At 66.0% G+C, this 13255-nt stretch carries 12 protein-coding genes; all 12 read right to left on the reverse strand.

Annotation, left to right across the window (positions count from 1 at the left end; genetic code table 11):
* Nucleotides 1-28: 28 nt before the first annotated feature.
* The 12 genes from QQS38_RS20735 to tssH all read right to left on the reverse strand — a co-directional run bounded on the left by QQS38_RS20735 (nt 29) and on the right by tssH (nt 13247).
* A complete protein-coding gene (locus QQS38_RS20735) occupies nt 29-787 on the reverse strand; it encodes a DotU family type IV/VI secretion system protein (RefSeq protein ID WP_479647235.1) in 759 nt (252 codons plus the stop codon).
* A 14-nt stretch (nt 788-801) separates the two neighbouring features.
* A complete protein-coding gene (tssK, locus tag QQS38_RS20740) occupies nt 802-2133 on the reverse strand; it encodes a type VI secretion system baseplate subunit TssK (protein ID WP_479647236.1) in 1332 nt (443 codons plus the stop codon).
* A gap of 84 nt (nt 2134-2217) precedes the next feature.
* Nucleotides 2218-2799: a hypothetical protein gene (locus QQS38_RS20745; protein WP_479647237.1), complete on the reverse strand. Its 582-nt coding sequence runs from the start codon at nt 2797-2799 to the stop codon at nt 2218-2220.
* Nucleotides 2796-4217: a dicarboxylate/amino acid:cation symporter gene (locus QQS38_RS20750; RefSeq protein ID WP_479647238.1), complete on the reverse strand. Its 1422-nt coding sequence runs from the start codon at nt 4215-4217 to the stop codon at nt 2796-2798. The genes QQS38_RS20745 and QQS38_RS20750 overlap by 4 nt, the downstream gene beginning before the upstream one ends.
* Nucleotides 4214-4924: a cysteate racemase gene (cuyB, locus tag QQS38_RS20755; protein ID WP_479647239.1), complete on the reverse strand. Its 711-nt coding sequence runs from the start codon at nt 4922-4924 to the stop codon at nt 4214-4216. The genes QQS38_RS20750 and cuyB overlap by 4 nt, the downstream gene beginning before the upstream one ends.
* 8 nt (nt 4925-4932) lie before the next feature.
* Nucleotides 4933-6210: a dicarboxylate/amino acid:cation symporter gene (locus QQS38_RS20760; RefSeq protein ID WP_479647240.1), complete on the reverse strand. Its 1278-nt coding sequence runs from the start codon at nt 6208-6210 to the stop codon at nt 4933-4935.
* Between the two features lie 28 nt (nt 6211-6238).
* A complete protein-coding gene (locus tag QQS38_RS20765) occupies nt 6239-7219 on the reverse strand; it encodes a substrate-binding periplasmic protein (protein ID WP_479647241.1) in 981 nt (326 codons plus the stop codon).
* Between the two features lie 22 nt (nt 7220-7241).
* On the reverse strand, nt 7242-7457 hold the full coding sequence (locus QQS38_RS20770; RefSeq protein WP_479647242.1) for a hypothetical protein: 216 nt from the start codon (nt 7455-7457) through the stop codon (nt 7242-7244).
* A 12-nt stretch (nt 7458-7469) separates the two neighbouring features.
* Complete coding sequence (locus QQS38_RS20775; RefSeq protein ID WP_479647243.1) at nt 7470-7856, reverse strand: DUF4280 domain-containing protein; 387 nt, start codon at nt 7854-7856, stop codon at nt 7470-7472.
* A 3-nt stretch (nt 7857-7859) separates the two neighbouring features.
* A complete protein-coding gene (locus QQS38_RS20780; protein ID WP_479647244.1) occupies nt 7860-8588 on the reverse strand; it encodes a toxin-antitoxin system YwqK family antitoxin in 729 nt (242 codons plus the stop codon).
* 29 nt (nt 8589-8617) lie between these two features.
* Complete coding sequence (locus QQS38_RS20785; protein ID WP_479647245.1) at nt 8618-10543, reverse strand: type VI secretion system Vgr family protein; 1926 nt, start codon at nt 10541-10543, stop codon at nt 8618-8620.
* A 1-nt stretch (nt 10544) separates the two neighbouring features.
* A complete protein-coding gene (gene tssH, locus QQS38_RS20790) occupies nt 10545-13247 on the reverse strand; it encodes a type VI secretion system ATPase TssH (protein WP_479647246.1) in 2703 nt (900 codons plus the stop codon).
* Nucleotides 13248-13255: the final 8 nt, after the last annotated feature.

Below are 13255 nucleotides of genomic sequence, written 5' to 3' on the forward strand. Positions count from 1 at the left end.
CCCGCAATGAACGAACGATGCAAGGCGTTCATGAGCTCGCTCCCACGACGGTATCGCCGTGCAGGGCCTGACGCACGGGCCACGACTGCCACAGCCACAGCATCTCCGAGATCGCGAGCAACGCCACGACCGCGAGCAGCGTCATGACGCTCCAGCGGCTGACGGTCGGCAGCTTGCGCGGCGCGATATGGGAAAGCGTATTCGCATACGCGGATTCGGCCACCACACGGTCGCGCCCGCCCAAATCGGCACGGCGCTGATAGATGAATTCGTAGAGCTCCTCTCGATAGCTGCGCAGCCGCGCATCGGCCTGCTCGCCCGCGCCGCGAAAACGCCCCTGAAAGCCCATCGCGAGCGCAAAGAGGTACAGCCGAGCGATTTCGCGGCGCGACGGCTCGCGGTCCGACAGCAATTCCTCGATCTTCTTGAAGACGAGATCGCCCGCGATGTTGGTGCGGAACAGCGACGATTCGAGCAAGTACGCGGTCCAGCGCTCGCGTCCGGCCCACGGCGTGTTGAGCAGCAGTTCGTCGGCGAGGACGGCTTTGAGGTAGCGAGCGTCCGCCACGTTCTCGATGTCGAAGCGCGTGCTGTCGCGGCGCGACTGCAGCGTCTGAATCTCGAGCACGTTCAAAAGATGCCGCGACATGCCTTGCGCGGCTTGCTCGGCATCGGTCTCGGCCGCTTCGGAGAAACGCCGTTGCGATTTGACGAGTTCGTCGAGGAACGCGCAAAACTGATCCATCGCGAGGTCGTTCTCTTTCGTTTCGATACGGGTGCGTGCCATCTTGGTGTACGCCGTCAGTCTTTCGTGAATAGCAGCATTTCCTGAGGCCGCTGCGCGCTGGCCCCTTCGTTCGGATTGCTGATGACGAGGGCCTCGCCTGCGCGCACGAGCGCGGGATCGGCTTGCACCTCGAACAGCAGGTAGCCGGAGCCGGAGCGTATGCCGAGTTCTTCCGCGTATTCCACCGCGCGGCGCGCCGCGCCGAGCACGCGCCGGCTGCGCAGCGACGCGTAGACCGATTCGGAGCCGATCACTGCGCCATCGATCCAAGCGAGCAGATCTCGATCCGATTGGCCGCGCAAACCGATGATCAGCCGCCCTTGCACCCACTGCGCTTGCAAGGCGATCTCGAACATCTCGTTGCCGTAGCGGAACTTGCGCTCGCGGTACCCTTCGCTGACTTCGGCGATCGCTTCGCGCAACGAGCCGAGCAGCGGCGTGAAAACGGCGAGCGGATCGGCATGATCGTAGTCCGGCGGAACGGGCGGCAGGCCACCGGGTGCGAGCATCGAAAGCGAGCCATGCAGCGCAGCCAGGGCATGATAGAGCGCAAGCGGATGCAGATGCGGCGTGCGCAACACGGCCTCGGCCAGCGGCAGCGCCGAAAGCAGGCTGCGCAGGCGGTCCTTCAGCTCGAGCTGGGTCAGGCGATCGTCCGCCTTCGACGAGGGGATGGCCGTCTGGCGTGCGACGAACGCCGCCTTGCCGCGCACTTGGCCGAGCAGCCCCGCGACCGCCTTCCACAGCGGATTGTCGCGCGCCACTTCCAGCAGCGGAGGTTGACGCTCTCCGAGCTTGACGACTTCATTGTCCTTGTAGACGGCACCCAGGCACAGCGACACGAAGCGCCCGGAGGGCACTTCGCCCACTTCGAGCGCGAGGTTCGGCACGAGGCGGGGAATGTCGGCCGGCGGCGCGCCCGAGGTGTCGTCTTCCACCGGTTCTCCCGCCACCGAGCGGAACCGGCGCATGTCGGACTCTGCGCGCGCCGACGAAGCGACGGGCAGCGTGAGATAGATCTCGAGCGCAGCCGTGGCGAGCCGCTCCGCGAACGGGGCGAGCGACAGCTCGAGCCGGCCGTGCTGAGCGACTTCGGCCGAGTACGACACCGCCGTGCCATCCGGCATGATGGCCTCGAGCGCAAGCACGCGCACGACGCCGGCCGCGAGCAACCCCTCGTCGAACACGAGGCGCCGCACGCCCCAACTGAACGGGGCCGCCGCCAAGCTCTGCCAAGCGACGAGCGAGTCGACACGCGCGCCGAGCAGTTGGAAGTGCTGCGGCGCCAGCAGCATGCCCTCGAACCACTCGACGCGGTCGACGACGGGAATGAGTCGCTCAGACATGACGGCCCCTCCCGCCAAGGAGAGGGGCCCGGCTGGCGCACGGCGGCGCCGCGAGCCGGCGATCGAAGGAACAGCGAAGTTCGGTCATTTCACACTCGAAACGGAAAATGCGTTGTCGCCCAGCTGCACGACGAGCCGGCCATTGAACCGCTCGATGCGAACGCGATTGGCGCCCGGCCCCGAGTAGTCCGCAAATACGAAGACGCCCGCCACGCGCGGGCCTCGAAGCTTTTCTCCGGGGACCACGAGCCGTTGACCGGGCACGAGCTCCCAGCTTTGGTAGCGGATCGAATCGGGAAAGGTGGCGGCAAGATCGCCGCGCACGGCAAACCATTTCGAAGCAGGCAGCTCCGCCACACGCGCGAGCAGCGTCTTGTCGGTCACGAACACGACGTCGACGGCGACCGGGCTGTCGTTGTTCGCTTCGTCGCTCGCCGCTAGCGTGAGCTCGTCCCATTTCACTTTGTCGCCCGACGGAAACAGCATCGAGCACCCGCCCAGTCCCCCCAAGCACACCGCCGCCAGCAGGCCCGCGGCCCAGCGCCGGATGCGAGCCGTCTCGCCGCGCGCCGCTAACCTCGTCGCGCGCGAGCCCGCGCGCGCATCGCGCAGCACGCTGCCCCGCACGAAGGAAGGCTGTCCCGCAAAGCGTCGCCAGTCCGTCATCTTGCCCCCACTCCAATACCCATGACTACGATCAAAGAAGCCGCCACGACGGCGCAGCCCGCCACCACCGCCAGCTGCGCCCGCGTGAACGCCAGGCGCACGACCACCGAATCGCGATGCGGCATCGCGCTCGGTTGCGGGCTAGCGGCCCGATCGGCTTGCAAGCCCCCCGACGCCAGCGCCACGACCATGCAGGTCGACAGCAGGCTCAGCAGATTGCGCGGTCCGTCGCAAATCAGATCGATCCCGACGAATATCACCAAAGCCGCCTCCACGGGCAGGCGCAGCAGCGACAATGCGATCCCCGCGACGGCAATGCCGCCCACGCCGTTGCGCCCTGCCGATGCGAAAGCGGCCACCGTGGAGGCGGCGCAGATCATTACACAGTCGCCCAGATTGAGCGAGTTGCCGTACAAGTTCGCAACGAAGGAGGCGACGAGCGCGAAATAAAGCGCCGAGCCGGCGCGCAGGAATACTGCGCCGAACGGCACGACCAGATCCGCCACGCCGCGACTGAAGCCGAGCTTGGCGCTCATCGCCTCGATCGTGTGGGGGATCGCTGCCGTCGCGGTGCCGGAGGTGAATCCGACCAACATCGGCGCCCGCAGGCAGGCGACGACGCGGCCGAACGAGACGCCCGTGCGCGTCGCGATCGTGGCCAGCGCGATGCACGACAATACGCCCGCCGAAATCACGAAGACGGAAATGAAGCCGCCCATCGCCGATAGGACCTCGCGCGGCATATGCGCGACCATATGAGCCGCCGTACCGAACACCAGCACGGGCAACAGCAGGTTGGCGTAATCGATCAGCGCTTCGAGCGTGCGGTAGATGCTCTCGAAGATTCCGTTGAGCACCTTCGTCCGTTCGGCGGACAAGGCGGCGAACGCCATGCCGAAGAAGATCGTGCAGGTCAGGATGCCGAGCGCCCGGCCGTTCGCGAGCGCGCTGTAGAAATTATCGGGGACGATTTCGGTCAGGGCGAACAGATGCTCGGGTATGCCGTCCGCCCCTTGGGAGAACAGCGCCATGCGCACCTCGCCGGCATCGCCGCCGCTCGACAAGATCAGGCGGCCAAGCTCGGCGTGTGCGGCTTGCGTCAAGTGCAAGCCGGGCGCCGCCATCACGCCGGCCAGCGTCCCGACGAGCGCGGATAGCGCGACGAGAGCAAGCGCCAACATCAGCATCGTGCCGATGCGCAGGCCGGGACGCGGCAGCCCCATGAGCTGGCGCAGCCCGAAGAACATGGCCACCACGAGCAAGGGGACGGCAGCCATGTTGACGATCGAAATGTAGAGTTGGCCGACGGCATAGGCAGCCTCGCCCACGGGCTCGGCGAACGCGCCCGCGACACTGCCGAGCAGCACGCACAAGAGCAGGAGCAGCGCCGAATTGGGCAGTTGTCTCAACTTGTTCATAGCGCCTGATTCCAGCCGTGCGCGAGACCGTACGATACCGTCGCACGCGCGAGCTCGAGCGTGCTGTCGATCATCGGGATCGGCGGAGCGTCCATCTGCTGTGCGGCAAGCGGCAGCTCGGTGCAGCCCAGGATGCCCGCCTTCGCTCCATGACGAACGAACCAGTCCAGCGCAAGGGCGAGGTGTTCGGTCGATGCGCCGATCTTCCCCGCCTTGACGTCGCGGATACAAGCATCGATGTGCCGCTGCGTGTCGAGGTCCGGCTCGATCGATTCGAACCCGCGCGCAGCAAGCATGCGCTGATAGAGCCCGCAATGAAAGGTGCCGCCCGTCGCAAGCACGGCCACGCGCCCGACGCCCGCGGGCAACGCCGCCACGCTTGCCTCGGCGATGTGAATGATCGGCGCACGGCTCTCGGCGCGCATCGCGTCGTACCAGTGATGGGCCGAGTTGCATGGTATGACGATGAGCTCCACCTCGTTGCGGTTGAGCATGTCGATGCCGTGCAGCAGCGCCGGCAACGGGCTTTCGCCGGTGCCGAGCAACGCCTCCGACCGGTCGGGAATATGCGGCAGATGCGCCACCAGCAACGGCAGATGCTGCTGGTCGCACAAGGCCCCGGCCGAGCTCGTCAACGCGATCACCCGTTCCATGAAATCGACGGTGGCAAGCGGCCCCATGCCGCCTAAGATGCCTATCAGCGCCATGGCCGGTTCTAGAGCTTGAGCGGCCGGGGGCAAATGATCGACACGGCCGCCGTATTGCCGATGACGAGGATCAGCGTGCGCAGCATGTCGCACAGCGGATCGACTGCAAGAAACAGAATGAAAGCCGCCTCGAAGGGCAGGCTCAGATAGACGCAGGTCATGCCGATCAGCGACACTGTCACGAGGCCGGTCATCCCCGCCGATGCGAAGCCCGCCAGAACCGACGCGAGCAAGACGGTGGCGACTTCGGCCACGCCGAGGTGCTTGCCGTAGAGCTGCGCGATGAACAGCGTTGCGCACACGTAGTAGACCATCGGCCCGACGCGCAGGAGCGACACCGTCAGCGGCACCATCAACTCGACGCGCGAACGGGCGAAGCCGAGCCGGTCGACGAGGCTTTCGATCATGCTCGGCATGCAAGCGGCGCTGTTGCGCGTCGCGAGTGCCAGTGCGAACGGCGCGCGCAGCGCATCGAGCGTGCTGCCGAGCGAATTGGCCGAGCGCTTCCAGATGATGGTGGCGGCAATGACGAGCAGCAACAGCGCCACGACGAAGAACGCAATGACGAATTGCAGCATCGCATGCAACGGTCCTACGCCCGATTTGCCCAATTGCGCCGCGCTCATGCAAAACAAGATCAGCGGCAGCGGATAGCTGAGCCAATGCATGAGCTTCTGGCACGCGTGATACACGGTTTCGAGCGCTTGGCTCAGGCCCACGGAGATGCGTTCCGGCACGCGGCCAACGGCCAGGCCGAACAACAGTGCGAACACCAACGCCTTGAGTGCGTCGCCGCTGGCCAGCGCCGCAAAAATATTGCTCGGGACGAGGCTCTTGAGCATGTCGGTCAAGCCGATGGTCTTCGGCATGGTGTCCGTTCCGTACAGGCTCATCACCGTCTCGTTCGAGCCCGAATCGTCGCTGCCCACCATCGCGCCGAACGTATGCATCGTCGCCGTCGAAATATTGACGCCGGGCCGCATCGTCAGCAGCACGATCGCGCCCACGAGCGCGACCGTCGCCGATGCGCCGAGGATAACGATCACCACGCGCAGCAGCAGGCGCGAGGTGCCGCCATCGCGAAAGAGGCGCTGCAGGCTGAAGATCACCGCCGATACCATGAACGGCAAGGTCGTCATCTTCAGCAAGTTGACGTAAAGATCGCCGATCACCTCCAGCTTCGCCGCCATCGCGGGAAGCAACAAGCCGAAAGCGCTGCCGAGCGCGAGCGCGCCGATCACCACCCACGGGTTCACGGCAAAGGCATAAAGCTTTTTCGTATTCATCGTTCGGTCTCCGAGATGCGCTGTCTTTTTAGTTATCGGTTGCCTGCAGCAACGTCTTGACGTCGAGCTTCTTGCTGCGTTCGCTCAGGAACTGATTGACGAACGCGAGCATGGCGGGCGTCGATACGTTCACCCCGATTGCGATCGGGTCGTCGAGATCGTCCAGCGTGACCACGCGTAGCTTCAGCGATGCCGTCGGGTTGCTTTTGAGGACGTGCTTCACTTCGAATTCGTCGCGGTAGGCCGCCGTCACCTCGCCCTTGTCGAGCGCACCGAGCAGCGCATCCCAGCTCGGGTACGGTCTGACCTTCGCATCGGGAAAGTTGGTGCGCACATATTGCGAGTAAGACGAGTTCATCACCACGCCGATCGTGCTGTCGTACGAGCGGATCACGTCCGGCGCGGTACGCCCGTGCGCCACCTGCGCGAAGTTGATGCGATTGAGCAAGAGGGCGCGATGCAGCCGGACATACGGCGTGCTGAAGCTGATGATCTCGGCGCGAGCCAAGGTTCGCGACAGCTTGCTGATCGCCACATCGGCGTCGCCGTTCGCGAGCAGGCCGACCACGCCGTCGAAGGTCTTCGCGTCGCGGTTGAAGCGCACCTTGACGCCGAGCTTGGCGGCCAGTTCGTCGGCAATCTCGACGTCGATGCCCTGCAGGCGGCCGTTGCGCGTCTCGAAGAACGGCGGCTGATCGACGCCGAGCATCGCCACCACCAATTCGCCGCGGTTCACGATGCGCGCGAACTCAGGCGCGAGCAGGCGTCCGTCGGGCATGCGCACGAGCCCGGTAGGCGTCAGCACGAGCGGCGCGCTGGCCGGCGCCGCGGCGGCGGCAGGCACAGCCGCCACCGTACCGGCCGCGGCGGCCGTGCCCATTCCCGTTCCCGCGAAGAGCGAAACGCCGATCGTCAAAGCGGCCGCAACGCGACCGGCGAGCGCGCGCAGCGCGCGTGCCTCGATGCGACGCCGGTGCGGTGCGGGACACGAACTGTGAAGCGTAGACATAAGCGATTACCGTTGACAGATTTCAAGAAGCATTGGAAGCGGGCGCGGCGGAGGCCGCAGCGCCCGCGCTCGCAGCCGCAGCCGCGGCGGCAGGCGCGGCAGATGCGGCAGGCGCATCGGGCGTGGCATACCGCGCACCGATCTCGACGCCGAGCAGGAACAGCAGCACGCATAGCAGCAGAATGCAGCACGCCGCAATCGTCGCCATTCGGGCCGTCATGGAAAAAACGTAAGGCATCGGGACTCGTCCTCAGGGAACCATGGTGGTGAATTGCGCCGGCGCGACGATCTGGATCACGCCGCCCCAGTTGCACATCAATTTCGAGCTGTCCTGCAAAGCGGGCATACCGCCGACCAGCACCGTCGGCGAGCCCGGCGCCCACGGCGCCGCCGTGACCGGCACGCACGGCATCGGCGTGAGCACGCCCAGCGCCGCCGCCGTGGCGGCCGCCACCTGCGGGTTGGCCGGGCAGTTGCACATGCCGAACGGCATGACGTTGACCATGGGCGCGTTGTCCATGATGGTCGCGGCCGGCGCGCCCGACATGACGCACGCAGTGGGGAGCACGTTCAGCGACGAAGGCGCCACGCCGAAGCTGCATTGCAACGTGGTGCCGGTGGTGACGAGAATGCCCATGGCTCAGCCCTTCACCCATTTCTCGAAGTTAGCGACGATCTTCGGCAGCCCGCCCGCCGCGCCGGCAACGGGCGCGTCGACGCTGCGCCATGCCTCTTGCGGCTTGCCGCTTGCGTAGCGTCGTTCGGCCATTACCTGGCCGTCCGGGCCGAAGCGGCGCGCCGTTCCATGCAACAAACCAGCGCGATACGGAAGGCTCTGCACCAGCGTGCCGTCCGCGGCGTACTCGCGCGTTTCGCCCTCGAGCACGCCCGCGCGGTATCGCGCGCGCCGCACGACCACGCCTTCGTGCAAATACACGGCTTCGCCCTCGAGCTTGCCGGCTAGATAGGGAAGCCGCGACGTGACTTGGCCCGACGGCGCATACGACACGCTTTCGCCCTGAAGCACGCCCGCCGCGAAGCACTGCCGTGCCGCGACGCGGCCATCCTGATACAGCGTCGTCACGCCATGTTCCTTGCCATCGACGTAATGCGCCTCTTTCGCGGGCACCCCCGGCGGATCGAACGCACGCATCTGCCCCGACAAGACCCCGTGCGCATACTGCGCTTCCAAGGTCGGCCTGCCGTCGGGCGTGCAACGCGTCATGGCGCCGTGCGGCACGCCGCCCGCCGTCGACGTGCGCCCGGTCACGGCGCCGCTCGCATCGCGCTGCTCGATCACGGTGCGCGCGAGCGCGCCCGGCGGCGCGGCCGGGGAAAGCGGGAGACTCGTAGGCTTGGGCTCGGACATGGCGGTCGTTCGTCAGGTAGGCGGCAGCGTCAATTGATCTTCACGAGGCCGCCCTTCACGGTCAGCATCCCGCCGCCGTCGACCGTCGCCGCGGCCGACGCCTTGCACTGCACCTCGAGCCCCTCGAGTGTGAGCGTGGTGCCGGCCTTGTTCTCGAGCGTGGTGCCCGCTTGATTGGAGAGCGAGGTGCCGGCCTGCGAGGTCAACGACGTGCCGGATTTGAACGTGATGGACCCGCTCACGTCGATCGTCAAATTGCCGCTCACCTTGAGCGTGTAGTCTCCCGTCACATCGTGCGTGTACTTCGCGTGGTTGGTATGCGTTTCGTCGCCGGTCACGTCGAGCGAGCGCGTGCCCTTGACCGTGTACGTTTCCTTGCCCGTCTGCACGTCCACCGTGCGGTCGCCCTTCTGAATCGTATGCGTCTCGTTGCCTGCGATCACGGTGGTCGCAAGCGCATTCTCGATCGACACGGTCATGTCTTTCTGGGCATGCAAGTACAACTCCTCGCTGCCGGTCTTATCCTCCATGCGGATTTCATTGCCTGCGCTGCCGCCCTTGGACGAGCGCGACATGATGGTGCTGCGCGTCTGCATGGACGGCTGCGCATACGGGAGCGTGCTCGATTGGTTGTACACGCTGCCGGTCACGAGCGGGCGGTCCGGATCGCCGTCGACATAGCTCACGATCACCTCGTGCCCGACGCGCGGAAGGAAGAAGTGCCCCCAGCCGCTTCCCGCGACGGTCTGCGCGACGCGCACCCAGCACGACGTGTTCTCGTTCTGACTGTCGGAGCGGTCCCAATGAAACTTGACCTTGATCCGCCCAAAGGAATCGGTCCAAATCTCCTCGCCGGAAGAGCCCGATACCGTCGCCGTGTGATTGCCCGCAACCACGGGCCGCGGTGTGACGAGCGGCGGACGGAACGGAACCGACGAGGGAAACACGACGAATTCGTTCTTGTAAACGTCGTTCGCCGCGCTGTGTTCGACGGCGCGCACGACATAGGTCGTGTTGACCGCGCTGTTGGCATGACCGCCGAGCGTAAAGCTGGACCCGGCCGTGAGCGCATAGCAGGCGCTGGCGCCGCGACCGGTCTGCTGGCCGATCTGCAGCGCCGCGAGCCGCAAATCGGCAGTGTGCGCGCTGTCAGACGCCTGCGCATAGCGCCCCGGAAACGTATAGCGCGTCCCGTTCGTCACCCCGCTCGATGCCGACGAAGTCCCCGTGGAGACCGCTGCCGACGTGAAGTCGTAATCGGCGACGATATGCGTGCGTTCGGTCAGTCCGGTAACGAGTTCGAACGCGCTCACGCGCTCGGACGGGTCGTGCGCCGCCGAATCGCTCGAGAACCACAATTGCGAAGCGCCGGCTATCGGCTCGTGCGCGGACGGGCTATCCGCGAGCACCATCGTATGGCTGCCGTTCGCGAACGTGAAGAAGTAAAAGATGCCCTCTTCTTCCATGAGCCGCGAGATGAACTGAAACGGGCTCTCGTCGTACTGAACGCAGTATTCGCGCGCCGCGTACGTGCCCGTCGTGCTCTGCTTCACCGTGACGTTGAAGGGAGCCAGCACCTTTTGAATGATGTCGAGCACGCTCAGGTTCTGATAGATCACGCGGTCGCTGCCGAGCGTGGCCAGCCACAAACGCGGCGCGAGCGCCGCCGAGTAGTAGCCGTTCGCCGCATCGGCGCCCACCTGCGCGAAGCGGGTGACGATGCCGTTGAAGTAGCGCGCCGATCCGCCCTGGGTCTGCAGCGCCACGGTCGCGCTCTGACCGACGATGGAGGCCGCCGATAGCGCCGCGTTGCTCGAGCGCATGCGCAGCTCGAAGTGGAACGGCTCGGAGATCGCCTCGCGCCCCGAGAAACCTTCGAGCAGCAATACATCCGCCCCGAACGGCGTACTGACCGAAAGAAAGCTGCCCGTCTGGACCGTCGTGACTGCCGGCATGTCAGACTCCGTCGCCCGCCGCGAAGCTGAACGCGAGGCCGCCCGTCGGTGTGAATTTCAAACGAACGGCGGAGAACGGCTCGGCCACCGAGATTCGCTCGAGCACCTCGCGCGCCAGTTCCGGCAGCACGATGTGCGTGAGAATGTGATCCACGTTGCGCGCGCCGCTATCCACTTCCTTGCAGCGCTCGGTGATGACGCGCGCGAAGTCGTCGTCCCAGGTCAACTGGGCGTGATGGTTGCGCGCGAAACGCTCCGCGAGCCGGTTCAGCTTCAGATTGACGATCGCTGCGATTTGGGCGTCGCCTAGATGGTAGTACGGCACGAGCACGAGCCGGCCGAGGAACGCGGGGCTGAACTGGCGCAGCAGCGCAGGGCGCAGCCGCTCGATCAATTCCTCCGGCGGCGGCCGGCGTCCCCCCTGGCTCGCTTCGGTGATGACCTCCTGCGCTGCGTTCGAGGTGAGCAGGATCAACGTATTCTTGAAGTCGATCGGCACGCCTTCGCCGTCTTCCATGATCCCTTTGTCGAATACTTGGAAGAACAGCTCGAGCACGTCCGGATGCGCCTTCTCCATCTCGTCGAGCAGCACGACGCTGTACGGCCGGCGCCGCACTGCCTCGGTCAGCACGCCGCCGCGCCCGTAGCCCACATAGCCCGGGGGCGCGCCTTTGAGGCCCGACACGCTGTGCGCTTCCTGGAACTCCGACATGTTCACCGTGATCATGTTGCGCTCGCCGCCGTACAACGTGTCCGCTAGCGCAGCGGCGGTCTCCGTCTTGCCGACGCCGCTCGGGCCGACCAGCAGGAACACGCCGACGGGCTTGCTCGGGTCGTCCAGATCGGCGCGGAACGTGCGCACGCGTCGAGCGATGGCGTCGAGCGCCTCGTCCTGTCCGACCACGCGCTCGGCCAGCTTGTCGTGCAGATACAGCACCGTGTGCAGCTCATCGGCGAGCATCCGGCCGACCGGGATACCGGTCCAGCCGGAGATGACCTCGGCCACCATTGCCGAATCGACGTATACCGGCACCATCGGCTCGTCGTTCTGCACGGCCTCGAGGCCTTTCTCGAGGCGCCCGAGGTTGGCCAGCAACGACTCGGCGTCCTCGCCCTCTTCGGCCGGCTCTTGCGCCTCGACCTGGCGGGCGATCTTGCGCCGCCATGCGAGGATCTCTTCCACCGCGCGCCGCTCGGTGGCGAGCTTATCGGCGAGCCGCGCATGCTTGGCGCGCTGTTCTTCGAGTTGTTTCGTCAACGCGGCGATCGCATCGGCATGATCGCTGCCCGTCGCGGCTTCGTGGCGCAGCACGCGCAACTGGTTCTCGCCCGCTTCGAGCGCCCGGCCCAACGCCTCGAGATCCTGCGACACGCCGCTTTGCCCGATGGCCACGCGGGCGCACGCCGTATCGAGCACGCTGATCGCCTTGTCCGGCAACTGACGCCCCGAGATATAGCGATGCGACAGCTTGACGGCGTCGCGCACGGCCTCGTCGACGATTTCGACGCCGTGATGATGCGCGAGCTTGGGCACCATGCCGCGCAGCATTTCGATGGCTACCGCCTCGCTGGGCTCATCGACCTTGACCACTTGGAAACGGCGCGCGAGCGCCGGATCGCGTTCCACGTACTTCTTGTACTCGGCCCAGGTGGTGGCCGCGATCGTGCGCAACTCGCCGCGCGCGAGCGCGGGCTTGAGCAAATTGGCGGCATCGCCCTGCCCCTCGCTGCCGCCAGCGCCGATCAACTGGTGCGCCTCGTCGATGAAGAGAATCACCGGCACAGGCGACGCCTTCACTTCGGCAATGACCGACTTGAGCCGATTCTCGAACTCGCCTTTCACGCCCGCGCCGGCTTGCAGCAGCGCGAGATCGAGCGAGCGCACCGTGACGTTGCGCAATGCGGGCGGCACCTGGCCTTGCACGATGCGCTGGGCGAAACCTTCGACCACGGCGGTCTTGCCGACGCCGGCCTCGCCCGTGAGGATCGGGTTGTTCTGGCGCCGGCGCAGCAGCACGTCGATCAATTGACGAATCTCCAGATCGCGTCCGCAAATCGGATCGATCGCTCCTTCGCGAGCCAGTTCGGTCAAATCGACCGTGTACTGCGCGAGCGCCGAGCCGCCTGGCCCGCGCCCCGCTGCCGACGGCATCGCCGGCAGCGGGGCTTGCGCGGCGGATGCACCGCCCGCCGCCGCACCGCTTGCAGGCGCCGCCGCCTGCCCGCCGTCTTCGGTCGACGCGGCCAGCACGGACGGCAACGATTCGCGCAGCGTCGCGCGCGCGATCTTCAGCAGCGAGGGCGCCGACTCGAGCAACAACCCGCGCAGGCTGTCCACTTCGAGCAATGCGAGCAGGACCGTGCCCGAGCGAATCTGCTGCTGTCCGAGCAGCATCGAACTGAGAAGCCAAGCCTCTTGGAACAAACGCGAGAAGTTCGGCGATAGTGCGGGCGTGCGGCCATTGCCGCGCTTGAACTGATCGACGGCTTTTTGCAGTTGGGCGCAGACGTCGTCGGACGCGATCTCGAAGCGCTCGAGAATGACGCGCAAGTCGGGCGCATCCGATTCGAGCAATTGCAGCAGGAAGTGCTCGACATCGACGTTGTAATGCGTCTGCCGTACGCACAGCTGCGCCGCAAGCTCCATGGCATGCTTGCACGCCGGGTTGAGCCGGCTCACCAAAGTGCGAATGTCAATTTCCATGATGGGCC

The sequence above is a fragment of the Trinickia sp. Z7 genome (assembly GCF_056498045.1).